The organism is Agrobacterium sp. (genome assembly GCF_059499945.1).
Genome location: NZ_JCABZP010000003.1, coordinates 469,933 through 494,977, shown reverse-complemented (window position 1 = coordinate 494,977; position 25,045 = coordinate 469,933). Strand labels below are relative to the sequence as shown.

25 protein-coding genes are annotated in these 25,045 nt (G+C 60.8%); 21 read left to right on the top strand and 4 right to left on the bottom strand.

Translation table 11 applies throughout. The features are described from left to right. Positions 1-108: 108 nt before the first annotated feature. Positions 109-1,143, bottom strand: a complete 1,035-nt coding sequence (locus AC5I5B_RS04580; protein WP_003510168.1) for a glutamine synthetase beta-grasp domain-containing protein — start codon at positions 1,141-1,143, stop codon at positions 109-111. Between the two features lie 481 nt (positions 1,144-1,624). Here AC5I5B_RS04580 and AC5I5B_RS04575 point away from each other — a divergent pair, with 481 nt between their 5' ends. The 21 genes from AC5I5B_RS04575 (at position 1,625) to aidB (ending at position 19,037) form a co-directional block, all read left to right on the top strand. Beyond that, complete coding sequence (locus tag AC5I5B_RS04575; protein ID WP_003510163.1) at positions 1,625-1,831, top strand: DUF2735 domain-containing protein; 207 nt, start codon at positions 1,625-1,627, stop codon at positions 1,829-1,831. A 360-nt stretch (positions 1,832-2,191) separates the two neighbouring features. Further along, positions 2,192-3,481 carry an urea ABC transporter substrate-binding protein gene (gene urtA, locus AC5I5B_RS04570; RefSeq protein ID WP_003510158.1) on the top strand — a complete coding sequence of 430 codons (1,290 nt, stop codon included), beginning with the start codon at positions 2,192-2,194 and terminating at the stop codon, positions 3,479-3,481. Positions 3,482-3,763: 282 nt separating this feature from the next. Continuing rightward, on the top strand, positions 3,764-5,377 hold the full coding sequence (gene urtB, locus AC5I5B_RS04565) for an urea ABC transporter permease subunit UrtB (RefSeq protein ID WP_495752373.1): 1,614 nt from the start codon (positions 3,764-3,766) through the stop codon (positions 5,375-5,377). Beyond that, positions 5,374-6,552, top strand: coding sequence for an urea ABC transporter permease subunit UrtC (urtC, locus tag AC5I5B_RS04560; protein WP_111834783.1), 1,179 nt, complete (start codon positions 5,374-5,376; stop codon positions 6,550-6,552). Before urtB ends, urtC begins: the two co-directional genes overlap by 4 nt. A gap of 7 nt (positions 6,553-6,559) precedes the next feature. Continuing rightward, entirely contained in the window at positions 6,560-7,321 is a 762-nt protein-coding gene (urtD, locus tag AC5I5B_RS04555; protein ID WP_006314997.1) for an urea ABC transporter ATP-binding protein UrtD, read from the top strand. Between the two features lie 208 nt (positions 7,322-7,529). Next, on the top strand, positions 7,530-8,225 hold the full coding sequence (urtE, locus tag AC5I5B_RS04550; protein WP_003510152.1) for an urea ABC transporter ATP-binding subunit UrtE: 696 nt from the start codon (positions 7,530-7,532) through the stop codon (positions 8,223-8,225). Positions 8,226-8,467: 242 nt separating this feature from the next. After that, positions 8,468-9,721, top strand: coding sequence for a CE1 family esterase (locus AC5I5B_RS04545; RefSeq protein ID WP_111834095.1), 1,254 nt, complete (start codon positions 8,468-8,470; stop codon positions 9,719-9,721). Further along, positions 9,628-10,479 carry an urease accessory protein UreD gene (locus AC5I5B_RS04540; RefSeq protein ID WP_162695493.1) on the top strand — a complete coding sequence of 284 codons (852 nt, stop codon included), beginning with the start codon at positions 9,628-9,630 and terminating at the stop codon, positions 10,477-10,479. Before AC5I5B_RS04545 ends, AC5I5B_RS04540 begins: the two co-directional genes overlap by 94 nt. A gap of 109 nt (positions 10,480-10,588) precedes the next feature. Next, entirely contained in the window at positions 10,589-10,891 is a 303-nt protein-coding gene (locus AC5I5B_RS04535) for an urease subunit gamma (RefSeq protein WP_111834096.1), read from the top strand. Positions 10,892-10,900: 9 nt separating this feature from the next. Further along, positions 10,901-11,158: a DUF1272 domain-containing protein gene (locus AC5I5B_RS04530; RefSeq protein WP_003510145.1), complete on the top strand. Its 258-nt coding sequence runs from the start codon at positions 10,901-10,903 to the stop codon at positions 11,156-11,158. A 19-nt stretch (positions 11,159-11,177) separates the two neighbouring features. After that, positions 11,178-11,483, top strand: coding sequence for an urease subunit beta (locus AC5I5B_RS04525; RefSeq protein ID WP_003510142.1), 306 nt, complete (start codon positions 11,178-11,180; stop codon positions 11,481-11,483). Position 11,484: 1 nt separating this feature from the next. Further along, on the top strand, positions 11,485-11,841 hold the full coding sequence (locus AC5I5B_RS04520; RefSeq protein ID WP_003510140.1) for a GFA family protein: 357 nt from the start codon (positions 11,485-11,487) through the stop codon (positions 11,839-11,841). A 3-nt stretch (positions 11,842-11,844) separates the two neighbouring features. After that, on the top strand, positions 11,845-12,267 hold the full coding sequence (locus AC5I5B_RS04515) for a lysozyme inhibitor LprI family protein (RefSeq protein ID WP_111834097.1): 423 nt from the start codon (positions 11,845-11,847) through the stop codon (positions 12,265-12,267). A gap of 4 nt (positions 12,268-12,271) precedes the next feature. Beyond that, a complete protein-coding gene (locus AC5I5B_RS04510; RefSeq protein WP_111781863.1) occupies positions 12,272-12,916 on the top strand; it encodes a Urease operon accessory protein in 645 nt (214 codons plus the stop codon). 4 nt (positions 12,917-12,920) lie between these two features. Then, positions 12,921-14,630, top strand: coding sequence for an urease subunit alpha (ureC, locus tag AC5I5B_RS04505; RefSeq protein WP_020813390.1), 1,710 nt, complete (start codon positions 12,921-12,923; stop codon positions 14,628-14,630). Positions 14,631-14,639: 9 nt separating this feature from the next. Then, positions 14,640-15,311 (top strand): TIGR02117 family protein, encoded by a 672-nt coding sequence (locus AC5I5B_RS04500; RefSeq protein ID WP_162695494.1) that lies wholly within the window; start codon positions 14,640-14,642, stop codon positions 15,309-15,311. Between the two features lie 143 nt (positions 15,312-15,454). Beyond that, positions 15,455-15,991 carry a peroxiredoxin gene (locus AC5I5B_RS04495; protein ID WP_003510133.1) on the top strand — a complete coding sequence of 179 codons (537 nt, stop codon included), beginning with the start codon at positions 15,455-15,457 and terminating at the stop codon, positions 15,989-15,991. Positions 15,992-16,288: 297 nt separating this feature from the next. Further along, positions 16,289-16,774: an urease accessory protein UreE gene (gene ureE, locus AC5I5B_RS04490; RefSeq protein ID WP_020011584.1), complete on the top strand. Its 486-nt coding sequence runs from the start codon at positions 16,289-16,291 to the stop codon at positions 16,772-16,774. A 3-nt stretch (positions 16,775-16,777) separates the two neighbouring features. Further along, a complete protein-coding gene (locus tag AC5I5B_RS04485; protein ID WP_020813393.1) occupies positions 16,778-17,449 on the top strand; it encodes an urease accessory protein UreF in 672 nt (223 codons plus the stop codon). A 148-nt stretch (positions 17,450-17,597) separates the two neighbouring features. Beyond that, positions 17,598-18,209, top strand: coding sequence for an urease accessory protein UreG (gene ureG, locus AC5I5B_RS04480; RefSeq protein WP_020813394.1), 612 nt, complete (start codon positions 17,598-17,600; stop codon positions 18,207-18,209). Between the two features lie 3 nt (positions 18,210-18,212). Further along, complete coding sequence (aidB, locus tag AC5I5B_RS04475; RefSeq protein ID WP_111794464.1) at positions 18,213-19,037, top strand: AidB family quorum-quenching N-acyl homoserine lactonase; 825 nt, start codon at positions 18,213-18,215, stop codon at positions 19,035-19,037. A 72-nt stretch (positions 19,038-19,109) separates the two neighbouring features. Here the strand turns inward: aidB and AC5I5B_RS04470 are convergent, their stop codons facing one another. From AC5I5B_RS04470 to AC5I5B_RS04460, 3 genes are all read right to left on the bottom strand, one after another. Next, positions 19,110-19,799, bottom strand: coding sequence for a Crp/Fnr family transcriptional regulator (locus tag AC5I5B_RS04470; protein WP_111834098.1), 690 nt, complete (start codon positions 19,797-19,799; stop codon positions 19,110-19,112). 478 nt (positions 19,800-20,277) lie between these two features. Continuing rightward, positions 20,278-23,598: an efflux RND transporter permease subunit gene (locus AC5I5B_RS04465; RefSeq protein WP_060725235.1), complete on the bottom strand. Its 3,321-nt coding sequence runs from the start codon at positions 23,596-23,598 to the stop codon at positions 20,278-20,280. A 13-nt stretch (positions 23,599-23,611) separates the two neighbouring features. Continuing rightward, positions 23,612-24,805, bottom strand: a complete 1,194-nt coding sequence (locus AC5I5B_RS04460) for an efflux RND transporter periplasmic adaptor subunit (RefSeq protein WP_111784205.1) — start codon at positions 24,803-24,805, stop codon at positions 23,612-23,614. Between the last annotated feature and the right edge of the window lie 240 nt (positions 24,806-25,045).

The following is a 25,045-nucleotide window of genomic DNA, read 5'->3' as shown; positions in this document are numbered from 1 at the left end:
GAATATTCCACGCAGGGCAGAGGGCGAAAGGTCGCCTGTCCGGTCCGGCCGTTCGGTGGACATAAAAATGGCGTCGCCCGGTTGCGGGCGACGCCATGTCTTGGGTTATCAGGCAGCAGCCGACTTTGCGAGCGGCACTTCTGCAATCGTCTTCAGAACAACGGAAGCGATCTGGTAAGGGCAGCCCTGCGAGTTCGGACGACGGTCTTCGAGGTAACCACGGTAACCGTTGTTGACGAAGGAGTGCGGAACGCGGATCGAGGCGCCACGGTCGGCAACGCCGTAGGAGAACTTGTTCCACGGAGCGGTTTCGTGCTTGCCGGTCAGGCGCAGGTGGTTGTCCGGACCGTAAACGTCGATATGCTCCTGCCAGTTCTTGGCGAAAGCGGCCATGAGGGCTTCGAAATACTCCTTGCCGCCAACTTCACGCATGAACTTGGTGGAGAAGTTGCAATGCATGCCCGAACCGTTCCAGTCGGTATCGCCGAGCGGCTTGCAATGGAATTCGACGTCGATGCCGTACTGTTCGCAAAGACGCAGCAGCAGGTAACGGGCGATCCAGATCTGGTCGGCGGCGCGCTTGGAGCCCTTGCCGAATACCTGGAATTCCCACTGGCCCTTGGCCACTTCGGCATTGATGCCTTCGTGGTTGATGCCGGCTTCGAGGCAGAGGTCGAGATGTTCTTCAACGATTTCGCGGGCAACCGAGCCGACGTTCTTGAAGCCGACGCCGGTGTAATACGGACCCTGCGGAGCCGGGTAGCCCTGCTCGGGGAAGCCAAGCGGACGGCCGTCCTGGTAGAAGAAATATTCCTGCTCGAAACCGAACCATGCGTCTTCATCATCGAGGATGGTCGCGCGGCTGTTCGATGCATGCGGGGTGACGCCGTCAGGCATCATGACTTCGCACATGACGAGTACGCCGTTGGTGCGGGCCGGATCGGGATAGATCGCAACGGGCTTCAGCACGCAATCCGACGAGTGGCCTTCGGCCTGCTGGGTGGACGAGCCATCAAAACCCCAAAGCGGCAGCTGCTCGAGCGTCGGGAATTCGTCGAATTCCTTGACCTGTGTCTTGCCGCGCAGGTTGGGGACCGGCTTGTATCCGTCCAGCCAGATGTACTCGAGTTTGAACTTAGTCATTACGAACCTCTCATAGGTAACAATGCGAAGCCTTGAGGCCTCCCGTGGCTTTGACCACCGGAAGCGCATTCGCGTTCAAGGGCTGACGGGTTAGATGCATGCCGCGTGCCAGATTGGCGATATCGGGCGAATTCTTCGAAAAATCTTTCAGGGGCCCTGTCATGCAGGGGCTGCGGTATCACCTCGGTCCGCTTCTGCTGCACTGCGGCAGGCAAATTCACCCCTCATGTTTCATCATTGAATCCTGATAGATAGCCGACGTCTGGCGGGGAAATGCCCTGCTGCGGTGCAATGATTTCAATTGCGCGCGAGGGATCGGCATTTGCCCCAAAAACCGGCGCTTTCGGAATGGTTTTTCTTGTATATGAGACGATTAATGCCTATATTTTTCGCAACGTGATTTTTTTTTAATCAAACGGAGCGAATCCGGCGCTTGCGGGTTTGCTCCATACAAAAAGTGCTTCGATGCAAACAAAGTGAGATGATCGAAATGGCAACTGGCATTCATCGCGAGACGGCAACGATCTATCAATTCCCGGTCGGCGGGCGCGCGGGTCTTTCGAAGTTCCGCAGCAGCGGCCTGAACGACCTCGAGCGCCAGGCGCAGGAACCGCATATCGACTTCGGTTCCTGGTATCACGATGATGCGATCCGCGACGAAGAACGGAACGACAAGCCGCATTCCTGATCTGGCTTCTTGTGAAGTTTTACCGATTGCGGTGGGCCTAGCCACGTTTGCGTCTTCAACTCTTCAGGCCCACTCTGCGTCATCCTCGGGCTTGACCCGAGGATCCACGATGGGAGCGCCTATGGATCCTCGCCTCAAGGGCGAGGATGACGTCGAATAGGCGGGACGGTCGAACATAAAAGCCGGCGGATGTTTAGACCGAGCTTTCTCCCAAATCTCCTTCCCTGCATCTTTCGCCACCCCGCCTACGTCAATTGACGTATACGGTTTCGCGTCCGCGAGATCGATAGTCCCTCCCAGCAGCGGCCGCAGATGCCGCTGAGCCTCGATGAGAGGCCAACAAGGAGAGGGGTTCTTCCGATGATGTTCCGCAAGACGCTTAGTGCCGCGCTGCTTGGCGCGATCCTGTCCACCACCGCCTTCCACGGCGCGTTTGCAGCTGATGACACGATCAAGGTCGGCGTGCTGCATTCGCTTTCCGGTACCATGGCGATTTCAGAGACGACGCTGAAGGACGCCATGTTGATGCTCATCGACGAGCAGAACAAGAAGGGCGGCGTTCTCGGCAAGAAGCTCGAAGCCGTCGTGGTCGATCCGGCCTCCGATTGGCCGCTGTTTGCCGAAAAGGCCCGCCAGCTGATTTCGCAGGACAAGGTCGCCGCCGTTTTCGGCTGCTGGACGTCTTCCTCGCGCAAATCCGTGCTGCCGGTTTTCGAGGAACTGAATTCGATCCTGTTCTACCCGGTTCAGTACGAGGGTGAAGAATCCTCGCGCAACATCTTCTATACGGGTGCGGCACCGAACCAGCAGGCCATTCCGGCCGTCGATTATCTCGCCAGCACCGAAGGTGTGGAGCGCTGGGTTCTGGCCGGTACGGACTATGTCTACCCGCAGACCACCAACAAGATCCTGAAGGCCTACCTGATGTCGAAGGGCGTCAAGGAAGAGGACATCATGATCAACTACACGCCGTTCGGTCATTCCGACTGGCAGACGATCGTCTCCGACATCAAGAAGTTCGGCTCGGCCGGCAAGAAGACCGCCGTGGTCTCCACCATCAACGGCGACGCAAACGTGCCCTTCTACAAAGAACTGGCGAACCAGGGCATCAAGGCGGAAGACATTCCGGTCGTCGCCTTCTCTGTTGGCGAAGAAGAGCTTGCCGGTCTCGATACCGCACCGCTCGTCGGCCACCTTGCCGCCTGGAACTACTTCCAGTCTGTCGATGCTCCGGTCAATGCCGAGTTCATCAAGACCTGGCACGCGTTTACGAAAAACGACAAGCGCGTGACCAACGACCCGATGGAAGCGGCCTATATCGGTTTCAACGCCTGGGTAAAGGCCGTCGAATCCGCCGGCACGACCGATACGGACAAGGTTCTGGACTCGATCATCGGCGTTTCGGTGCCGAACCTTTCGGGCGGTTACTCCACCGTCATGCCGAACCACCACATCACCAAGCCGGTGCTGATCGGCGAAATCCAGGCCGATGGGCAGTTTGAGATCGTGCAGCAGACGCCGCAGGTGGTGGGTGATGAATGGTCGGATTACCTGCCGGACTCGAAGGATCTGATCTCGGACTGGAGGAAGCCGATGTCTTGCGGCAACTTCAATGTGGCCAGTGGCAAGTGCGGCGGCAAGGGTAGCTGATAGCGACGGTTGGTTGCCGCCCCCTTGTCGGGGGCGGTGACTTTGCACTCCTATCGCCCGAACTGAACAAGCATGCCCCCCTCTGCCCTGCCGGGCATCTCCCCCACAGGTGGGGAGATCGACTCGCGGCAAGGCGCCCCGCCCTCCTCATCGGTTGAGATAGAGCGATGCAGGCGCCCCTTGCCGATCTCCCCACCTGTGGGGGAGATGCCCGGCAGGGCAGAGGGGGGTGGCGGCACCCACAGACGGCGCTTTTATCGGAAACGCTCCAAGGAACCCGACATGACGATCCGATCTTTTCTCGGAGCCATCTTTCTCTGGCTCACCCTCGGGATCGCGGCGCAATCCTTCGCGCAAAGCGATCCGAAGGCGCTGATCGACCAACTCGGCACGGCGGACTTCAAACAGGCCGAAACGCTGATCGGGCAGATCGCCGCCACCGGCGATGCGCGGGTCGTGCCGGCGCTCGAGGCTTTCGCGGCGGGTGATCTTTACGTGCGCAAGACCGATAATCTGGTGTTCATGACGAAGCCGGCAGGGTCGAGTTTCACACTGATCGATCCGCTTTCGGGAGAAAGCGCCGGCGAAGCGCCCAAGGCCGCCGTCTCTAAGATCAAGATCAACAACAATCTTCGCCGCGTCATCCGTGCCGCTCTCGGCGGTCTGACCCTGCTCAGCCCGGAAAAATCCGTGCGGCTTTCGGCGGCGGATGCCGTCTTGAAAGCGCCGAGCGCCGAAAATCTCGAATTGCTGGAAGCGGCCATCGCCAAGGAAACCGACAGTGAGGTGCGGACCCGGATGGAGGAGGCGCGGGCTGTCTCGCTGCTCTCCTCCGACCGGTCGCTCGCTGAGAAGAAGGATGCGATCGCGACCATCAAGAAGCTGGGAGGGCGCGACGCCATCGGCATTCTGATGGCGGCCTCCGCTTCCGTCGATCAAAGCCTGAAACCCGATATAGACGAGGCCATTTCCAGCATCGAAAGCGCGCTCGCCTTCTGGGATTACGCGCAGAATGTATGGTACGGCCTGTCGCTCGGTTCCGTGCTGCTGCTGGCCGCCATCGGCCTTGCCATCACCTTCGGCGTGATGGGCATCATCAACATGGCCCATGGCGAGATGGTGATGATCGGCGCTTACTCCACCTTCATGGTGCAGGAGGTGATCCGCAGCCATTTCCCCGGCCTGTTCGACTGGTCGCTCGCCATCGCACTGCCAGCTGCTTTTCTGGTGACGGCCTTCGTCGGTCTCATCATGGAGCGTGGCGTCATCCGCTTCCTTTACGGGCGGCCGCTGGAAACGCTGCTGGCCACCTGGGGCATTTCACTCATCCTGCAACAGGGCGTGCGCTCCATCTTCGGCCCGACCAACCGGGAAGTTGGCAGCCCCGGCTGGATGTCCGGCTCCTTCAGCGTCGGTTATCTCAATTTCACCTGGAACCGGGTGTGGATTGTCTGTTTCTCGCTCTCGGTCTTCTTCGCGCTGCTGGTGCTTTTGAAGCGCTCCTCCTTCGGGTTGCAGATTCGTGCCGTGACCCAGAACCGCCGCATGGCCTCTTCCATGGGCATCCGCACACCCTGGGTCGATGCCTTCACTTTCGCGCTCGGTTCGGGTGTTGCAGGTCTTGCCGGCGTGGCGCTGTCGCAGATCGACAATGTCTCGCCCAATCTTGGTCAGAGCTACATCATCGACAGTTTCATGGTGGTGGTGTTCGGCGGTGTCGGCAATCTCTGGGGAACGCTGGTGGGTGCGCTGTCGCTCGGCGTGCTTAACAAGTTCCTTGAGCCGACGGTGGGCGCCGTGCTCGGCAAGATCCTCGTGCTTGTCCTCATCATCCTGTTCATCCAGAAGCGGCCGCGTGGTCTCTTCGCACTCAAGGGAAGGGCGATCGAAGCATGATTACCGGCTTCCTCCTGCGCGCGCTCGATCGCCGCATTTCCATCGCCATCGGCATCATCCTGGCCATCGCCGTGCTGGTGCCCGCCTCCAACCTGCTTTTGCCAGTAGACAGCGCATTCCGCATCCCGACTTACATCATGTCGATGCTCGGCAAATATCTCTCCTATGCGCTGCTTGCGCTGGCGCTTGATCTTGTCTGGGGTTATTGCGGCATTCTCTCGCTCGGCCACGCCGCCTTCTTCGCGCTCGGCGGTTATGCCATGGGCATGTATCTGATGCGGCAGATCGGTACGCGCGGGGTCTATGGCCATCCCGTGCTGCCTGACTTCATGGTCTTCCTCAACTGGAAGGAACTGCCGTGGTTCTGGCACGGCTTCGACATGTTCTGGTTTGCGGCGTTGATGGTGCTTGTCGTACCGGGCCTGCTCGCCTTCGTGTTCGGCTGGTTCGCCTTCCGCTCGCGCGTCAACGGCGTTTATCTCTCGATTATCACCCAGGCCATGACCTATGCCCTGCTGCTTGCCTTCTTCCGCAACGATATGGGTTTCGGCGGCAATAATGGCCTTACCGATTTCAAGGATATCCTCGGCTTTTCCGTGCAGGCGGATGGCACGCGCGCCGTGCTGTTCGCCATGACGGCGGTGATGCTGGCGCTTTCGCTGCTGATTGCCTCCGGCATCGTCAATTCCAAATTCGGCAAGGTGCTGGTGGGCGTGCGTGATGCCGAAAGCCGGGTGCGCTTCCTTGGGTTTAGGGTGGAAAACATCAAGCTCTTCACCTTTGTTGTGTCAGCCATGATGGCGGGCATTGCCGGTGCGCTGTTCGTGCCGCAGGTGGGCATCATCAACCCCGGCGAATTTTCCCCCGCCAACTCCATCGAGGTGGTGGTGTGGACGGCGGTGGGCGGGCGCGGCACGCTGATCGGGCCGATCATCGGCGCGGTTCTGGTCAATGGCGGCAAGAGCTATTTCACCGGTGCTTTCCCCGAATTCTGGCTGTTTGCGCTGGGCGGTCTCTTTATCGCGGTAACGCTGTTCTTCCCGAAGGGCATTGTCGGCACCGTGCAGCATTATCTCGTCGGGCGTCGTGAAAAGCGGGTCGCGCGGGCGGCAAGTGCAGCCGGACAACCGGGTAATGACAGTGCTGCAACAGCGGCGCAACAGGCGGCGGAGTGAGGCTGACATGAACACGGTTTCCGAAAACAGAACCAAAAGCCTGCTTTATCTCGACGGTGTTTCCGTTTCCTTCGACGGGTTCAGGGCGCTCAATTCGCTCTCCTTCGTGGTGGAGCCGGGCGAGCTGCGGGCCATCATCGGCCCGAATGGCGCCGGCAAGACGACGATGATGGATATCATCACCGGCAAGACCCGGCCGGATACCGGCACGGTGCTGTTCGAAGACAGCATCGACCTCACGAAAAAGGATGAGGCGGATATTGCCCAGCTCGGCATCGGGCGTAAATTCCAGAAGCCAACGGTGTTTGAAAGCCATACCGTCTGGGACAATCTGGAACTGGCGCTGAACCGCAAGCGCGGCGTTTTCGCCACGCTGTTCTACCGGCTGACGCAGGAGGACAAGGCGCGCATCGAGGAAATCCTCGCCACCGTGCGTCTCGGCCACCGCCGCGGCGATCTCGCCGCCAACCTTTCGCATGGCCAGAAACAGTGGCTTGAGATCGGCATGCTGCTGGCGCAGGAACCGAAACTGCTGCTGGTGGACGAGCCTGTCGCCGGCATGACGGATGCGGAAACGGCGGAAACCGCCGTGCTTTTGAAGGAGATCGCGAAGACCCGTTCGGTTGTCGTGGTGGAGCACGATATGGGCTTCATCCGCGAGCTGGGCGTGAAGGTGACGTGTCTTGCCGAAGGCTCGGTGCTGGCCGAAGGGTCGATCGATTTTGTGTCCAGCGATCCGAAGGTGATCGAGAATTATCTGGGGCGGTGATGGTGGTGTTTGCGGCGTTACCCCCCTCTGCCCTGCCGGGCATCTCCCCCTCAAGGGGGGAGATCGGCAAGCGGCTAACACCCTGCCTCATGACCAGTAGGCGATGGGACGAGCGGGAACGGCATCTGATCTCCCCCCTTGAGGGGGAGATGCCCGGCAGGGCAGAGGGGGGTAACGCCGCCCACCATACCGCCAATGGAGTTTTATCATGCTGACAGTCGAAAACATCAACCTCCACTATGGCGCGGCGCAGGCCCTGCGCGGCGTGTCGCTGAAAGCGGAGATGGGCAAGATCACCTGTGTTCTCGGCCGCAACGGCGTCGGCAAAAGCTCGTTGCTCCGTGCCGTCACCGGCCAGCAGGCCACCAGCGCCGGCACCATCCGTTTCGGCGATGCGGCGCTCGACGGGCTCGCACCTTACCAGCGGGCTAAGCGCGGGGTGGGTTACGTGCCGCAGGGACGGGAAATCTTTCCGCTGCTCAGCGTGCAGGAAAATCTGGAGAGCGGTTATGCGCCGCTGCCGCGTAGGGAGCGTTTCATCCCGGACGATATTTTCAGCCTGTTTCCAGTGTTGCAAACCATGCTGTCGCGGCGCGGCGGCGATCTCTCGGGCGGCCAGCAGCAGCAGCTTGCGATTGGCCGGGCGCTGGTGACGCGGCCGAAAATCCTTGTTCTCGACGAACCGACCGAGGGCATTCAGCCGTCGATCATCAAGGATATCGGCCGGGCGATCAAATATCTGCGCGACTCCACCGGCATGGCGATCCTGCTGGTCGAGCAATATCTGGATTTCTGCCGCGAGCTTGCCGATTACGTCTACATCATGGACCGCGGTGAAATCGTGCATGAGGGGCTGGCCGAAACGCTGGATACGCCGGAAGCGCGGCGGCATCTGACAGTGTAACGTTGAGCACGCCGATCACGGCATAAAAACGGCCGATTAATATTTTGAAAGTCTATGCGCCTGTGCATGGCTTTCATGCGTAATTTTAGCGTTTCATTAAGTAAAAGCCTATGGTATTGGGCGCATGAAATGCTGCATGCGAGACACAGAAGAAGTCTATTCGCACGCCGCGACTGTTGATCCCTTACATTTCCTGCACGCTCGACGTATCGTCGGGAAACTGTGCCAATAAAGGCGTGTCAATGATTCAAGACTTTGCAGTGGGCCGGGCTTCCCGGTTGGTGCGTTCCGCACGCAGCCTGTTCCTCGGGCTGGTGATCAGCGCAAGCGCAGGGGCCGCAGCGTCGGCATCGACCTGCGGTCAGGGTATTGGCCCCGGCATGGAACCGGGTCGGCACGACTTTTCCATTCTCTCCAACGGTGAAAAACGCGACGGCGTCTATTTTGTTCCATCGGCCTATGATGGAAATAAGCCGCTGCCGGTCGTGTTCGATTTCCATGGTTCCAACAGCAATCCGCATGGTCAGCTGAACCGCAGCGGCTGGGACAAGCTTGCCGAGCGTGACGGTCTCATGGTCGTGGCGCTGGCCGGCAGCCTGAGCGGCGAATTGCCGGGCACCCGTGCCTGGAATGTTCCCGGCGTCACCAAGCGGCCGGGCGGGCTCGATGAAGTCGGTTTCATCCGCGATGCCATCACCATGGTGAAGGGCAAGTTCTGCGTGGATGAGGAGCGTTTTTATGGCTCCGGTTATTCCGGCGGCGGGCGCATGCTGTCGCAATTCATCTGCAGCGGCAACGCGGACTTTAACGCTGCCGGCTTCGTTGCTTCGCTGCGCGCCGGTTATCCGCTGGAGACGGAAGGCAAATGGGGACCGGATGCGGCAAGCTGCCAGCCTGTGCGGCCAATGTCGATCATCGCCTTTGCCGGGCTGAAAGACCCCGCCAATCCCTATCAGGGCGGCGGCAAGTCCTATTGGCAATATGGCGGCGAAACGGCGTTGAAGCGCTGGGCCGAAATGGATGGGTGCAAGGGCGCTGCCAAAAGCAAGGTGGGAGAGAGCTTCACCGTCAATTCCTATGATGTCTGCAAGGCTGGCGCACGCATCCAGTCCTATGTCATCAACGACTGGGACCACGCCTGGCCGCGCGCCACCATGAAGGCCGAGGTTCTGGCCGCTAACGCCGTTGTCACCCGCAAGCCGGGCGGCGAGCAGACACCGAAGGCGGAACCGGCCGTGGAGCGCAAGATGCCCACAGGCGAAGTGACGCGCACGGTTGATGCGGCCGAAAGAATGTGGGATTTCTTCCGCAATACGGAAGGGCAGCTTGTCGTGGATGCCGTCGTCAAGAAGGATTGTGGCGTCAAGACCTCGTCCGCTTCCGCAACTGTTTCGGAGACCGCGTGCAGCAGCAACAGCAAGCCATCGGCCCTTCCGGTCGCCAAGACGCTCAACCTGTCCGGCAGCAACGCGCCCGTGGCAGAGGACGCGTTGTAACAAAGGCTGTTGAGGGCCGCAGCCGGCTGGACGAACTGTTCCAGGAAGGCTGCGCGAAAATCCGCCTGCCGGAAACCTTCTCAAACGAAGCGGAAGCCATCCTCATCAATTCCTCCGGCGGCCTGACCGGCGGAGACGAAATCGAATGGCAGGCCACGGCCGGCGCCGGCACCTCGCTTGTTGTGACCACGCAGGCCTGCGAAAAGGTCTACAAGGCATCATCAGGCACCGCCACCGTGACCGCCCGCGTTTCCGCCGGGCCGGGTGCGAAGCTGCATTGGCTGCCGCAGGAAACCATCCTCTTCGACCGTGCTTCCTTGACCCGCCGGCTGGAAGCCGATCTCGACCAATCCTCCGAATTCATCGCTGTCGAAGCCGTGCTGCTCGGCCGTAAGGCCATGGGCGAGGCGATGACGCATGGTCTCTTTCGTGACCGCTGGCGTATTCGCCATGGAGGCAGGCTGGTGCATGCGGAAGAACTTGTGCTTCAGGGCGAGGTGGCGGCGCTGACGGCGAAACCGGCGGTTCTGGCTGGTCAGGTCGCCTTTGCCACGCTTCTTTATATCGGGCCGCTGGCTGAGGCGCTTCTGCCTAAAATCCGGGCTATTGCCGGTGAAAGCGGCGGCGCCAGCGAATGGCAGGGCAAGCTTGTCGTTCGCGTCTCTGCCGAAGATGGTTTCTCCTTGAGAAAATTGCTTTTTCCGATCATTTCGCTCTTGCGAAACGGCGCGCCAGTGCCGAAAGTCTGGAATCTGTAAACCCTTAAGGTTGCCCCGCGACAGGCGTCCTTCGGGGTCTGTCAATACGTCGGATCTGCCTGCCGCAATCGCGCTGTTTGCGGGGCAGGCGCCAAGCTGCGGGACCACGATGAACCTTAGCCCAAGAGAAAAAGACAAGCTGCTGATTTCCATGGCCGCCATGGTGGCGCGCCGCCGGCTGGAACGCGGCGTGAAGCTCAACTATCCCGAAGCGATTGCGCTGATTAGCGATTTCGTGGTCGAGGGCGCCCGCGATGGTCGCGCTGTGGCCGACCTGATGGAAGCCGGCGCGCATGTCATTACCCGCGATCAGGTGATGGATGGTATCGCCGAGATGATCCATGATGTGCAGGTGGAAGCGACCTTTCCTGACGGCACCAAGCTGGTGACCGTTCACGAACCGATCCGTTGAGGGGTTGATATGGCGCTGGAACTTCGGCCCAATTGCGAATGCTGCGACCGCGATCTTGCGCCCGATAACAGGGATGCGATGATCTGCTCGTTCGAATGCACTTTCTGCGTCGACTGCGTGACCGGCGTGCTTGATGGCGCCTGTCCGAATTGCGGCGGCGAGCTGGTTCGCAGGCCCGTTCGTCCGGCGGCCAGGCTCATCAACAACCCGGCATCGACGAAGCGGGTGCTGAAAGCGGAAGGCTGCGCGGCAGCCACGGCCGCGTGAGAAAGACAAGGGGAGCACCATGAAACCAGGCGAAATCATTGCCGCAGAAGGCACCATCGAACTCAATGCCGGCCAGCCGACCGTGACGATCGAGGTGGCCAATTCGGGCGACCGGCCGGTGCAGGTGGGCAGCCATTATCATTTCTTCGAGACCAATGCGGGTCTCATCTTCGACCGCGACAGGGCGCGCGGCATGCGTCTCGATATTCCCGCGGGCACGGCGGTTCGTTTCGAACCCGGCCAGAAGCGGGAAGTGACGCTGGTGCCGCTTTCCGGCAAGCGTGAGGTTTATGGTTTCCGTCAACAGGTCATGGGGAGGTTATGAAATGGCGACGGCGCATTATCATGGAAGCTGCCAGTGCGGCAGCGTCAGCTTCGAGGTCGATGCCGATCTCGATCACACTGTTGTCTGCAATTGCTCGCGCTGCAAGCGTCTTGGCTCCACGCTCGCTTTCGCGCCGCGTGACAAGTTCACGCTGCTTTCCGGCGAGGACAAGCTGGCGGAATATCTCTTCAACAAACACAAGATCCATCATCTTTTCTGCTCCACCTGCGGCATCGAGAGTTTTGCTTATGCCGACGGGCCGGATGGAACGCCGATGGTGGCAGTGAACGCCAATTGTCTCGATGGTGTTGATCCCCGGGCGCTGAAGCCACAGGCTTTCGATGGCGCGGCGGCCTGAGCGATGGAGATGAGCCGAAACAACGTCTTCATGGCGGCCGTGCTTCTCAGCGCGACCACCGGATTTTCCATGCCGGCCGCAGCGCAGAGCGAGCCGGACTGCAAGGCGCCGCAGACGCAGGCGGACATGACCATCTGCGCCGGCAAGGATTACGAAAAGGCCGACAAGCAGTTGAACGCCGAATATCAGAAGCTGCGCAAGCTGCTCGCGGAGCGCGACAAGACAGCCGATGCGGACGGCAAGGGTGCGACCGACGCTCTGGTGGCTGCCCAGCGCGCCTGGGTGGCGTTTCGTGACGCCAATTGTGCTCTTTCAGGCTTTCAGGCGCGCGGCGGCTCGATGGAACCGATGCTGATTTCTTCCTGCATGGCCGATATGAGCGGCAAGCGGGCGGAAGAACTGCGTCAGCTGTCGGAAGGCTTCTGAACGCATGGGGCGGCGGATCACGATCGTCGGAAACGGGGAACTGCCGCCGGGCGTGGCTGATTTCATCGACCGTTCCGACATCGTCATCCGCTTCAATGATTGCCGGTCGCTGGGGCTGGGTGGCACGCGCACCGATGTGGTGGCCGTGTGCAACACCGGGCGGCCGGGCCTCGAAATGACCGAGGGAACCGAATGGCGCGAGAGTGACGGTGTGCGACAGGCCGCTGCCATCTGGTCCGTGCGGGATCCCGCAAAATTTTCCGAAATGGAACCGGACATACGCGCACGCTGGCCCGAACTGACCGATTTCTGCGCCGATTACACCGAAAGCTTTGCCGCCATCGCCCGCGAGACCGGCAAGAGCCACATCGTCATTCCGCGCGGTGTGCATGAAAGGCTCGATGTTGCGCTCGAAGCCTATGCGCCCGCGCCCTATGTCTGCCCCAGCACAGGCCTTGTCACCATCGCCCATGTTCTTGAGAACGTGAGCGGCGATGGTGACGAAGTGGCGATTGCCGGCTTCGGCCATCAGGGCTGGAGCGGCCATCCATTTGCTGCCGAACAACAGCTGGTAGAAGCCCTTGCGGGCGAGGGCCAGCTCACACGAATTTCTCCCACATCGATTTTCTCCGCGTCCGAAGGAGCCTGAGCCCATGCCTTACAAGATTTCCCGCGCCGCCTATGCCGGCATGTTTGGCCCGACCGTGGGCGACAAGGTGCGCCTTGCCGATACCGAACTCTTCATCGAGATCGAGAAGGACCACACGACCTATGGCGAGGAAGTGAAATTCGGCGGCGGCAAGGTCATTCGCGACGGCATGGGCCAGAGTCAGGCGACGCGGGCCGAAGGGGCGGTCGATACCGTCATCACCAATGTGGTGATCGTCGACCATAGCGGCATCTACAAGGCGGATGTGGGCCTGAAGAACGGCCGCATTCACGCCATCGGCAAGGCGGGAAACCCCGATACGCAGCCGGGCGTGACGATCATCGTCGGTCCCTCGACGGAGGCGATTGCCGGTGAAGGCAAGATCCTGACCGCCGGCGGCATGGATGCGCATATTCACTTCATCTGCCCGCAGCAGATCGAAGAGGCGCTGATGAGCGGCGTCACCTGCATGCTCGGTGGCGGTTCCGGCCCGGCGCACGGCACGCTCGCCACCACCTGCACCGGCGCATGGCATATCGAGCGCATGATCGAGAGCTTCGATGCCTTCCCGATGAATCTCGCGCTCGCCGGCAAGGGCAATGCCTCGCTGCCAGCGCCTCTGGAAGAGATGATCCTTGCCGGCGCTTCCTCGCTGAAATTGCATGAGGACTGGGGCACGACGCCTGCCGCCATCGACAATTGCCTGACGGTGGCCGATGAATACGACGTGCAGGTGATGATCCACACCGATACGCTGAACGAAAGCGGTTTCGTGGAAGACACTGTCGCCGCCATCAGAGGTCGCACCATCCATGCCTTCCATACAGAAGGTGCGGGCGGCGGCCATGCGCCTGATATCATCAAGGTCTGCGGCAACCCGAACGTCATTCCGTCCTCCACCAATCCGACGCGGCCCTATACCGTCAATACGCTGGCCGAACATCTCGACATGCTGATGGTGTGCCACCACCTGTCGCCGTCAATCCCTGAAGACATTGCCTTTGCCGAAAGCCGCATCCGCAAGGAAACCATTGCGGCGGAGGATATTCTCCACGATATCGGCGCGTTTTCGATCATTTCGTCCGACAGTCAGGCCATGGGCCGTGTCGGCGAGGTGGCGATCCGTACCTGGCAGACAGCCGACAAGATGAAGCGCCAGCGCGGCCGCCTGAAGGAAGAGACCGGCGAAAACGACAATTTCCGTGTCCGCCGTTACATCGCCAAATATACCATCAACCCGGCCATCGCCCAGGGCGTCAGCCATGAGATCGGCTCGATCGAAGTCGGCAAGCGCGCCGATCTGGTATTGTGGAACCCGGCCTTTTTCGGCGTGAAGCCGGAGATGGTGCTGCTCGGCGGCTCCATTGCCGCGGCCCCGATGGGCGATCCGAACGCCTCCATTCCCACACCGCAGCCGATGCATTACCGGCCGATGTTTGCCGCCTATGGCAAGCTGCGCACCAATTCCTCGGTCACATTCGTTTCGCAGGCGTCGCTGGATGCCGGCCTTGCCCAACGCCTCGGCGTGGCGAAAAAGCTGCTGCCGGTGAAGAATGTACGCGGCGGCATTTCCAAGGCGTCGATGATCCATAATTCGCTGACGCCGCATATCGAGGTCGATCCGGAAACCTATGAGGTGAGGGCGGATGGCGAGCTTTTGACCTGCGAGCCGGCCACGGTGCTGCCAATGGCGCAGCGTTATTTCCTGTTTTAACGGCATTTCATGGTGAGATTTATCACAAGGTGGATCGGCGGCGGCATGCTGCTGCTCCTCCTGCTCCTTCTGCTCGGTACTGTCCTGCCGCGCCCGTTTTTCGCCGATGAGGTGAGCGGGGGCGTGAAAGACCGCGAAATCCTGCTGTTATCCAACCCGATCCACACCGATATTGCGTTGCCGATCGATGACGATCTGCGGCGGGTCTTTTCCGAATTGCAGGAGGACGGCATTGCCGTCAACCACCCGGCGGCCGCTTATCTGGTGTTCGGCTGGGGCGGCCGGTCGTTTTATACCGAGACACCCACCTGGGCCGATCTGAAGCCCATGCCGGTCTTGCGCTCGCTGACGCTTGACCAGTCGGTGATGCATGTGGATGTGACGGGAGATTTTCCCGCCGATCTTGCCGGGGTAAAGCGCCTTCGCATTTCCGAAGCCGGATATCAGCGCCTCGTGGCGGCCATTCGCGCCAGCTTTTCGCGCGACAATGGCAAGGTGCGGCTGATACCGGGCGTCGCTTATGGCCTGACGGATGCGTTTTTCGAGGCGAATGGCCGGTTCAACGCCCTTGTCGGCTGCAATACATGGTCGGCTGCCATGTTGCGTGAGGCCGGCATTCGCACCGGCTGGTGGACACCATTGCCGCCGTTTCTGCGCTGGTCGGTGGCGCTGCATGATTGATCCTCGCAAGCCGTGGTTTTCCTCTGACAAAGCCTATTTTTATGCTGCACCGCAGCGCGTCTTGCGTTATGGAAACGGCAAAAGAATTATGCAGGGATCGATCCCAAGTGATCCCTGTAAAACGCCAGAACAGGAGACAAGACATGCTCGGCAAAAAAGTGCCCGCCGTTACCTTCCGCACGCGCGTTCGTGATGAGGCCGTTGGTGGCCCGAACCCCTTCCGTTGGCAGGACATGACCTCCGACGATTATTTCAAGGGCAAGAAGGTCGTTCTGTTTTCGCTGCCCGGCGCTTTCACGCCGACATGCTCGACCTACCAGCTCCCCGATTTCGAAAAGCTGGCGCCGGAATTCCGGGCGCTCGGCGTTGATGAAATCTATTGCCTGTCGGTCAACGACGCCTTCGTCATGAATGCCTGGGCCAAGGGCCAGAACCTCGAAAACGTCAAGGTCATCCCTGACGGCTCGGGCGAGTTCACCCGCAAGATGGGCATGCTGGTCGCCAAGGACAATCTCGGTTTCGGCATGCGCTCCTGGCGTTACGCCGCCGTCGTCAATGATGGCGTCGTCGAGCAGTGGTTCGAGGAAGAGGGCTATCAGGACAATTGCGAATCCGACCCCTATGGCGTTTCCGCGCCGCAGAACATTCTGGAAAACCTCAAGAGCCGCGCTGCGGCCTGATTGTGGGTTTGCGCAGGCCCGGCAGCGATGTCGTGTCTTCGGGCTATCGGCAGGAGGCGAAAATCTCTCCTCCGTCATCCTCGCCGTTGAGGCGAGGATCCATAAGCGCCCGAGGCGTGGATCCTCGGGTCAAGCCCGAGGATGACGTCGAAGGCGGAGAAAGGTTTACGCTTGGCCCGGCAGCAATGCCGGGCTTTGTCGTTCTGGCGGCCATGTGTCCCTAAATCGTGCCTTGAAATCCCCCCGTCTATCCGTCAAAAATCAGACCCCAAGACTGTTTCTGAAACGGATCATCCCATGCTGCGCGTCACCTCCTATCATCCGGCCGGAACCCCTGCCGACGAACCTTCCGGTTATGTCACTCTGGCGCATGACCAGCGGCATCTTCGCCGCAAGCTGCTGCATCTGCAGAATGACGAGATGGTGATGCTGGACCTGAAGGAAGCGGTGCTTTTTGCCCATGGCGATCTTCTCGTGGTGGAAAACGGCGACCTGATCGAGGTCCGCGCGGCTGACGAAAAGCTCTTCGAAATCAAGGCGAAGGATCGCCTTCACCTGATCGAGCTTGCCTGGCATCTGGGCAACCGGCATCTTTCCGCGCAGATCGAGGAGGAGCGTATTCTCATCCTGCGTGACCACGTCATCCGCGCCATGCTGGAAGGTCTTGGCGCTACCGTGCGTGATGTCGAAGAGCCTTTCCAGCCGGCCCGTGGCGCTTATCATGCCCATGGCGGGCATTCCCACGGCCATGATCACGGCCACCACCATCACGATCACGGCTGAGCCGTGAGCGAAGATCGCGGCGTTGCCGCGCTGCTGCGGCTCATGGCCTGGATGTCGCCTGCCTTTCCGGTTGGCGGTTTTTCCTATTCCGGTGGACTTGAAAAGGCGGTGGAGGATCGGCGCGTCGGGGATGCAGCGGCTCTGCGCGACTGGCTCGAAACGCTTCTGCGCTGCGGCAGCCTTTGGAACGATGCGGTGTTTCTGGCACATGCCTGGCGCAATGCCGAGGACGCCGCCGTCTTGAGCGAAACGGCCGATCTGGCGCGGGCGCTGGCCGGTTCGGCGGAGCGATACCGCGAGACGGTGCTTCTGGGCGATGCCTTCGTTGCCGCCGCCGGTGCCTGGCCGCATGCGGTTCTGGACGTGTTGCCCAAAGACGTTCCCTATCCCATCGCTGTCGGGGCAGTCGCCGCCGGTCATGCGGTGCCGCTCAGGGACACGATTGCCGCCTTTTTGCATGCCGGCGTCTCGCAGATCGTGTCGGCGGGCATCCGCCTCGGGGTCGCGGGACAGAAGGATGGCGTCGCCATTCTGGCTGCAAGTGAAGCGATCATCGCGGAGATGGCGGCGCGGGCGATGCAGTCCACGCTCGACGATCTCGGCAGTGCGACGATCATCGCTGACACGGCGGCCATGCGGCATGAAACGCAGGGCACCCGGCTTTTCCGGTCCTGACGAGCGAGCGGGTGCCACGAGTTTCTTCTCCCAGGCGGGGAGAAGAAACAAGCGGCACGATCCTTGCATATCTTGAAGCGTCCGGCTGGCGGACTATGGTGAAATAATACCAAAGCATATCGAAGGGAACAGAGCGGTGAAATCGGGCATGAAATCGGGCAATGGCCCGCTGCGCGTCGGTATTGGCGGGCCAGTCGGTTCGGGCAAGACGGCGCTGACGGAAAAGCTCTGCAAGGCGATGAGCGCCGATTATTCCGTCGCCGTCGTCACCAACGATATCTATACCAAGGAAGATGCGGAGGCGCTGGTGCGCATGCAGGCGCTGCCTTCCGAGCGTATCGTCGGCGTTGAAACGGGCGGTTGCCCGCATACGGCCATCCGCGAGGATGCGACGATCAATCTGCAGGCGATTGCCGGGCTTAATGCGCGCTTTCCCGATCTCGACGTGGTCTTCATCGAATCCGGCGGCGACAATCTCGCCGCGACCTTTTCGCCCGACCTTGCCGATATCACCATCTATGTCATCTCCGTCTGTCAGGGCGAGGAAATTCCGCGCAAGGGCGGGCCGGGCATCACCCGCTCGGACCTGCTGGTCATCAACAAGAAGGACCTAGCGCCCTATGTCGGGGCCGATCTGACCGTCATGGACAGCGATGCGACCCGCATGCGCAACGCCATGCCTTTCGTCTTCACCGATATGAAACGCGGCGATGGCGTGGAGCGCATCGTCGGTTTCCTGAAAGAGCAGGGCGGTCTCTGAAATATGGCAATATCCCGCCGTTTCGGCGCTTACGAGGTTTCCCGTTTTGTCGACGGTGTCTACAAGGCGCCGGTCGGCCATCTCATCCACCGTCAGGGTGCCGAAGCGCTGGCCGCTGCCCTTGCCGGCCATCAGGGCGAAACGGTGGATATGGACGTCAACTGCTTCGCATTGTCCGGGCCTGACGGCATCTGGCTGATCGATGCCGGTTGCGGCACCGCCTGGGGTGCTGCCTATGGCCATGCCCGCGCGGCGATGGTAGCCGCCGGTATTCAGCCGGCCGATGTAGGGCGTGTCATCCTCACCCATATTCATGGCGATCATGCGCTTGGCCTCATCGATGGCGACCGGCCTTATTTTCCCAATGCCGATATCTGGGTGCCCGAGGCCGATCTCGGATTTTTCAGCAGTGCGGAGGCGCGCAAGACCCTGCCGCCGGCCCGGCAGGGCGGCTTCGATCTTGCCGCGCGGCTGCTCGACATTTGTGGCCCGATGTTGCGGCCGATCCCGACAGGCAGGATTGCCGAGGACGTGGAAGCCATCGCCATGCCCGGCCATACACCGGGACATGCCGGGTACCTGATCGGCAATGGTGATGAGCGGCTGTTATTATGGGGCGATGTTCTGCATGTGAGCGACTTGCAGGTGAAGGATCCCGGTGTCGGTTTCGTCTACGATATCGATTCTGCGCTTGCTTACCAAACACGCCTTGAGGCGCTGGCCGAGGCCGCCGATCACGGCTGGCTGGTTTCCGGCGGTCATCTCGGTGGATTTTTCCGTGTCGAGCGGCAGGGTGACAGCTTCCGCTTTGTGTCGCAGCCGGACTGATTTTTCGATTTCGGACATGCAGAAGGGCGGAATACCCTAAGGCATCCCGCCCTTCGTCCTCTCCCGGTGTCTTCAGATCTGCTTCAGCGCCGCAACATCATTGACCTGCACGATGCGGCCGCGCACGGTGACGCCAGCTTTCTTCAGTGCCGAGAAGGCGCGTGAGAGTGCTTCCGGTGCAAGGCCAAGCTTGCCGGCAAGCAGGCTTTTCTGGAACGGCAGCCGCAGCGAAAAGGATGTGGCGTCGCGCGGTCCCTGATTGATGAGGTAATGGGCGACACGCTGCGGCGCTGTCTGCAACCGGTCATTGGCGATGCAGTCCATGCTGGCCAGCAGGCTGTTGGACAGGCAGCGCATGACGGCCTTGGCGATTGCCGGTTCCTGATCGATCAGGCTGCGGATTCTTGTGAGTTCGAACCGCGCCACGGTGCAGCTTTCCGCCGCCTGCGCGCTGTAACGATAGGTATCGCTGCCGAAAATCAGGCATTCGTTGAAGGTATCGCCGGGGCCGCTGACGCGCACATCCGCCTCGCGCCCGTGCCTGTCCAGCCGGTAAAGCCTGATGTAACCCGACAGCACGCAGTAGAAATGCTGCGCGGCTTCGCCTTCCTTGAAGAGCACATGGCGGGCATTCACATTGGTGATGGTCGCCGCTTCCATCAGCTTCAGCGCCGCTGCATCATCCGCTATCCCGATCAAGGGCGCGCGCAGCAGAATGTTCCTGTCCCTGTTGCTCAGCTTCACGGTCTTGTTCACGTCCATTCGGCTCCCGCTCAAACCTTTTGCCGGGCTGTCCGAAGCGATACGAAACCGGGGAAGTTCCTTCTCCCTCACGCCTATCTGCACAGAACTCATCGCATTATCCCTCGACCGGCAATTCCCGATGCGAGGGAGATTAGCAGTTCACCTGGAAAGCGAATTGATTTCGATCAAACAGGATTTGAGTTGTCATTTGGGACAGCGGGAATGCTGCGAGACCATTCCTGCTCAAGAATGTGAGGAGGAATATGGAGCGGGCGAGTGCCACATATTTCTTCTCCCCGCCGGGAGAAGTCCGCGGCAGCGGGATGAGGGGGCAAGGGTAGCGATGTCCGGAGAGCTTGCCCACTCATCCGACCCTTCGGGCCACCTTCTCCCCCTCGGCGAGAAGAAACAAGAGGCGGCGCTTTGTCCTTAAACGTCCACCCAAAAAGAAACGCCGGGCACATGGCCCGGCGTCTCAATCGTTACGCTGCAAACTTCACTCCGCAGCAAGCGGCGGCAACCGCAATATATTGCTGCCCTTGTCACCGGCCTTGTCGCCGCTGCCCTTTTCCATGCCGGCCACCCGTGCCTCCAGCGAAGAGAGAGCGAGGCTGTTTTCGCGGGCGATCTCCGAGAGTTTCTCGTTAGAGAGCGCTTCTTCCTCCTCTTCCTTCTTGCCGACGAAGCGGCCGAAGAGGTGGGCGAGCAGGCGCGACAGGTCGTCCATGATCAGGAAGAAGGCCGGGACCACGATCAGGGACAGCACCGTCGAAACGATGATGCCGCCGATCACCGCAATCGCCATCGGCGCGCGGAACGAACCGCCTTCGCCGACGCCGAGCGCCGAGGGCAACATGCCCGCGGACATGGCGATGGAGGTCATGATGATCGGGCGGGCGCGCTTGCGGCCGGCCTCCACCATGGCATGCACCCGTTCCATGCCGTGTCGGCGCATTTCGATGGCGAAATCCACCAGCAGGATGGCGTTCTTCGTCACGATGCCCATCAGCATCAGGATGCCGATGAGAACGGGCATGGAGAGCGCGTTCTGCGTGATGATGAGTGCGACGGCCACGCCGCCGATGGCAAGCGGCAGCGAGAACAGGATGGTGAAGGGCTGGATGACATCCTTGAACAGCAGGATGAGCACGACCAGCACCAGCATCAGGCCAAGCAGCATGGCGTTTACGAAGCCCTGCTGCATTTCGCCCTGCACCTTGGCGTCGCCGCTTTCGGCAAGGCGAACACTTGCCGGCAGGTCGGTTTCCGAGACGATGCGCTTGAACTCAGCCGTCGAGGTATCCAGCGCCGTGCCGAACGGGACGTCGGAGCCGATGGAGACCACGCGGTTGCGGTCGTTGCGCTTGATCGAGCTTGGACCTTCCGAATAGTCGATATCGGCAACGCTGTAGAGCGGCACCAGCGACCCGGAGGCGGTCTTGATCTTCAGCGCGCGGATGGTGGCGAGATCGCGACGTGTATCGAGCGAGGCCTGCACGCGGATCGGGATCTGCCGGTCATCAAGCGAAATCTTCGTCAGCTGGGCGTCGATGTCACCGATGGTGGCGACACGCACCGTCTGCGAAATCTGCTGCGGCGTGATGCCGAGGCGGGCGATTTCGTCCTTGCGCGGGCGGATCTGCAGTTCGGGGCGGGGCAATGCACCTTCCGAGCTGACATTGGCAAGGATGGGCGAGGCGCGCAGGCGGCTTTCGAGAATGCCGACGGCGTCGTTCAGGTCCTTCTCATTGGTGGAGAGGAAGTTGAAGGAGAGTTCGCGTTCCGCACGGTCGTTCAGCTTGATGATGCGGACATCCGGAATGCCGCGAACCTGCGCGAAAATATCCCGTTCCACATCCCATTGCGGACGTACGCGGCCCTTTTCCTCCACCTTCGGCAGATATTGGCCGATGAGCGGAATGGAGCCGAGCCCCTTGTTGACCACCAGCTTGAGCAGCGAATGGTCGATATGCTGCAGAATGACGTTAACGGTGGCGCGGCGAAGCTCCAGGTCCCCCTTGGGCGACGCGCCGCCAAGGATGAAGACGCTTTCCACGCCGTTGATGTCCCGCAGCGCGTGATAGATCTGCGTCGTCGTCCGATCTGTCTCGTCAAGCGTCGCATTGGGCGGCAGTTCCACCGAAAGTGTCACGCGTGAGGCGTCGTCCGGCGGCAGGAAGCTGCCGGGTACCTGGCTCAACAGCATGACGGAGGCGACGAGAAACGCGATCGCGCCGAGCAGCGTCAGATACCGCGCCCACCATTTGCGGGTGGTGGCGGTCACCATGCGCGTATAGGCCTTCATCAGCCGGCTGTCATTATCGTGGTGATCGTCCATCGCGTCTTCGGCGCGCATCAGATAGGCCGCCATCAGCGGCGTGATGAGACGGGCGACCGCGAGCGAGAAGAATACCGAGAAGGCGACCGTCAGACCGAACTGGATGAAGTACTGGCCGGGAATGCCGGGCATGAACGAGACAGGCACGAAGACGGCGATGATGGTGAAGCTGGTGGCGATGACGGCGAGGCCGATTTCGTCCGCCGCTTCCAGTGCCGCGCGATAGGGCGTCTTGCCCATCTTGATGTGGCGGGCAATGTTCTCGATTTCCACGATGGCGTCGTCCACGAGAATACCCGTGGCGAGCGTGAGCGCGAGGAAGCTGACGAGGTTGAGCGAGAAGCCCATGATATCCATGATCCAGAAGGTCGGGATCGCGGAGAGCGGCAGCGCCACGGCGGCAATCAGGGTTGCGCGCCAGTTGCGGAGGAAGAGCAGGACCACGATGACGGCGAGGATAGCGCCTTCGATCAGCGTGTCGAGCGCCGCCTTGTAGTTGCCATAGGTGAAATAGACGGCGTCATCGACCATTTCGATCGAGACATCAGGATGGTTCTTGCGCACCTGATCGAGGCTTGCCGCCACGGTTTCGGCGACCGAGACCTCGCTGGCGCCCTTGGAGCGGAACACCGCGAAGGTGACGGCGGGGTTGCCGTTGAACCGCGAGAAGGACTTCTGCTCCTCATAGGTGTCTGTGACCGTGCCGAGCTCGGAAAGCTTGACGAAACGGCCGTTGGAAAGCGCAATCGTGGTGTTGGCAAGCTGGCTCACATCGCGTGTGTCGCCGAGCGTGCGGATGGTCTGCTCGTTGCCACCGACCTGGCCGCGGCCGGAGCCGAGGTCGATATTGGTGCCGCGCAGCTGGCTGTTCACCTCGGTTGCGGTGATGCCATAGGCGTCGAGCTTTTCGGGGCTCAGCGAAACGCGCACCTCGCGGTCGGCGCCGCCATAGCGGTCGACCTTGCCGATGCCGGACTGGCCCTGCAGCGAGCGTTTGATCGTGTCATCCACAAACCAGGACAGTTCTTCCAGCGTCATGTTCGGTGAGGAGACGGCAAAGGTCTGGATCGCCTGTCCCTCGACGTCGATCTTGCTGACGACGGGCACTTCGATATCGGAAGGCAGATCGCTGCGGATCTTGTCGATGGCGTCCTTGGTGTCCTGAACCGCTTCTTCCGTCGGCTTTTCGATGCGGAAGACAACTGTCGTCGTCGACTGGCCGTCGACCACGGTGGACTGGATTTCGTCGACGCCGCTGATGGCGGCGACGGCATCCTCGATCTCCTTCGTCACCTGCATTTCCAGCTCGGAGGGCGAAGCGCCGCTCTGGGTCACGGTGACGGCCACGACGGGAACGTCGATGTTCGGAAAACGGGTGATCGGCAGGGTGTTGAACGCCTGCATGCCGAGGATCATCAAAAGCGCGAAGCCAAGCAGCGGCGCAATCGGGTTACGGATTGACCATGCGGAGAAGTTCATTTCATTCCCTCAGTCAGTTGGACACAGCCGCAGGGGCTTCCACCGGTCTTATCCGGTCACCATCACGCACGAATGCTCCAGCTTTCTCGACAACCTTGTCTCCAGCAGCAAGACCGCTGACAATCTCGATAAAACCGCCGTCTTCAATGCCGGTCTCGATCTTCACCTGCTTGACGATATCGCCTTCCACCTTGCGGGTGGTCGAGCCTTCGCGCCCGGAGGTGACGGCCGACAGCGGCAAAGCGAGCGCATTCGTCTCCTCGACGATGATCGCCGCGCTGGCATACATGCCCGAGCGCGCCGGGCTGTTTTCGGGCAGAACGACATGCACGGAACCGAGGCGCGTCGTCGGATCGACGGTGGGCGAAACGAGGCGCACCTTGCCCTCTATTTTCTCAGCTCCGCCGGCAACCGTCAAATAAGCTTTCTGGCCGACCTTCACCTTCTGGATATCGGTCTCGGACAGATCGGCGACGAGTTCGATCGCGCCGTCCTTGATGACGGTGAAAAGCGGGTTTCCGGCGCCGCTGGCAATCGCGCCGACCTTGGCGTTCTTGGCCGAGACGATACCGGTGACCGGGGTTTTTACACCGGTGCGCGTCAGCTTCAGATCAATGTCGGCGATCTGGGCGTCAACCACCTTGATGTCGGCTTCGCCGGCGGAGACGGCCTGGCGGGCGGCGTTGAGCTTGGCGGCGGCCACTTCGGCCTGTGCCTGGGTCTGTTCCACCTGCGAAACCGAACCGGAGCCGCTCTGGCCGAGCTTTGCGGCGCGGTCGCGCTGGCGGTTCGCGTCGCTCGCGCTCGCTTCGGCTTCCAGCACCTGCGCCTTGGCCTGGGCGACGGCAGCTTCTGCCTTTGCCTTGTTGGCTTCCAGCTGGCTTTTCTGCAGGATGAGGCTGTCGGAAGAAAGCACGGCCAGAACCGCATTCGCTTCCACCCTGTCGCCGATATCAACGTTCAGCGTGTCGATCGACAGGCCATCGACCAGCGGCTGGACGTAGATTTCGTCCACGGGGCGGATCGTGCCTGTCGCGATGATACGGTCCACGAGATCGCGTTTTGCGGCATGTGCGACGACGATGGAAGGCAGGTTCTGCTGTTTGACCGGTGCCTGCGCCTCTCCCTCGGCTGCTGCGGAAAGGGGGAGCGCCGTTGCGGAAAGAAGAAGGAATACAAAGCGGTTAAACGTGAATTTATGCTGCATGTGTCTTGGCTCGCGCAATATTCGATCGCATGTCCTGCAGCCTTGCGGCGTATATTAGAAGGTCATGCGATAGCGAATGTGAAACAAGGGATCACAATACTTCCTTTTCGATCCTCCCGATTCAAACGCCCCTCAACGCGAATCTCAAGCACCTTTGCCGAGTGCTTTCTTTACAAGATCAAATTTGGCAGTCTTGTGGGCGGGACTGTAATTCTTGTTGTCGTACAAATCAATCCGCAT

Bases quoted from the DNA above. Each gene is read 5' to 3' on its own strand.
- AC5I5B_RS04520 (WP_003510140.1), top strand. From the start codon at position 11,485: ATGGCGACGGCGCATTATCATGGAAGCTGCCAGTGCGGCAGCGTCAGC.
- AC5I5B_RS04465 (WP_060725235.1), bottom strand. From the start codon at position 23,598: ATGAACTTCTCCGCATGGTCAATCCGTAACCCGATTGCGCCGCTGCTT.
- ureE (WP_020011584.1), top strand. From the start codon at position 16,289: ATGCTGCGCGTCACCTCCTATCATCCGGCCGGAACCCCTGCCGACGAA.
- urtE (WP_003510152.1), top strand. From the start codon at position 7,530: ATGCTGACAGTCGAAAACATCAACCTCCACTATGGCGCGGCGCAGGCC.
- AC5I5B_RS04500 (WP_162695494.1), top strand. From the start codon at position 14,640: ATGGTGAGATTTATCACAAGGTGGATCGGCGGCGGCATGCTGCTGCTC.
- AC5I5B_RS04510 (WP_111781863.1), top strand. From the start codon at position 12,272: ATGGGGCGGCGGATCACGATCGTCGGAAACGGGGAACTGCCGCCGGGC.
- AC5I5B_RS04530 (WP_003510145.1), top strand. From the start codon at position 10,901: ATGGCGCTGGAACTTCGGCCCAATTGCGAATGCTGCGACCGCGATCTT.
- ureC (WP_020813390.1), top strand. From the start codon at position 12,921: ATGCCTTACAAGATTTCCCGCGCCGCCTATGCCGGCATGTTTGGCCCG.
- AC5I5B_RS04470 (WP_111834098.1), bottom strand. From the start codon at position 19,799: ATGGACGTGAACAAGACCGTGAAGCTGAGCAACAGGGACAGGAACATT.
- urtD (WP_006314997.1), top strand. From the start codon at position 6,560: ATGAACACGGTTTCCGAAAACAGAACCAAAAGCCTGCTTTATCTCGAC.
- urtC (WP_111834783.1), top strand. From the start codon at position 5,374: ATGATTACCGGCTTCCTCCTGCGCGCGCTCGATCGCCGCATTTCCATC.
- AC5I5B_RS04575 (WP_003510163.1), top strand. From the start codon at position 1,625: ATGATCGAAATGGCAACTGGCATTCATCGCGAGACGGCAACGATCTAT.
- AC5I5B_RS04580 (WP_003510168.1), bottom strand. From the start codon at position 1,143: ATGACTAAGTTCAAACTCGAGTACATCTGGCTGGACGGATACAAGCCG.
- AC5I5B_RS04525 (WP_003510142.1), top strand. From the start codon at position 11,178: ATGAAACCAGGCGAAATCATTGCCGCAGAAGGCACCATCGAACTCAAT.
- urtB (WP_495752373.1), top strand. From the start codon at position 3,764: ATGACGATCCGATCTTTTCTCGGAGCCATCTTTCTCTGGCTCACCCTC.
- AC5I5B_RS04460 (WP_111784205.1), bottom strand. From the start codon at position 24,805: ATGCAGCATAAATTCACGTTTAACCGCTTTGTATTCCTTCTTCTTTCC.
- urtA (WP_003510158.1), top strand. From the start codon at position 2,192: ATGATGTTCCGCAAGACGCTTAGTGCCGCGCTGCTTGGCGCGATCCTG.
- aidB (WP_111794464.1), top strand. From the start codon at position 18,213: ATGGCAATATCCCGCCGTTTCGGCGCTTACGAGGTTTCCCGTTTTGTC.
- AC5I5B_RS04515 (WP_111834097.1), top strand. From the start codon at position 11,845: ATGGAGATGAGCCGAAACAACGTCTTCATGGCGGCCGTGCTTCTCAGC.
- ureG (WP_020813394.1), top strand. From the start codon at position 17,598: ATGAAATCGGGCAATGGCCCGCTGCGCGTCGGTATTGGCGGGCCAGTC.
- AC5I5B_RS04495 (WP_003510133.1), top strand. From the start codon at position 15,455: ATGCTCGGCAAAAAAGTGCCCGCCGTTACCTTCCGCACGCGCGTTCGT.
- AC5I5B_RS04545 (WP_111834095.1), top strand. From the start codon at position 8,468: ATGATTCAAGACTTTGCAGTGGGCCGGGCTTCCCGGTTGGTGCGTTCC.
- AC5I5B_RS04535 (WP_111834096.1), top strand. From the start codon at position 10,589: ATGAACCTTAGCCCAAGAGAAAAAGACAAGCTGCTGATTTCCATGGCC.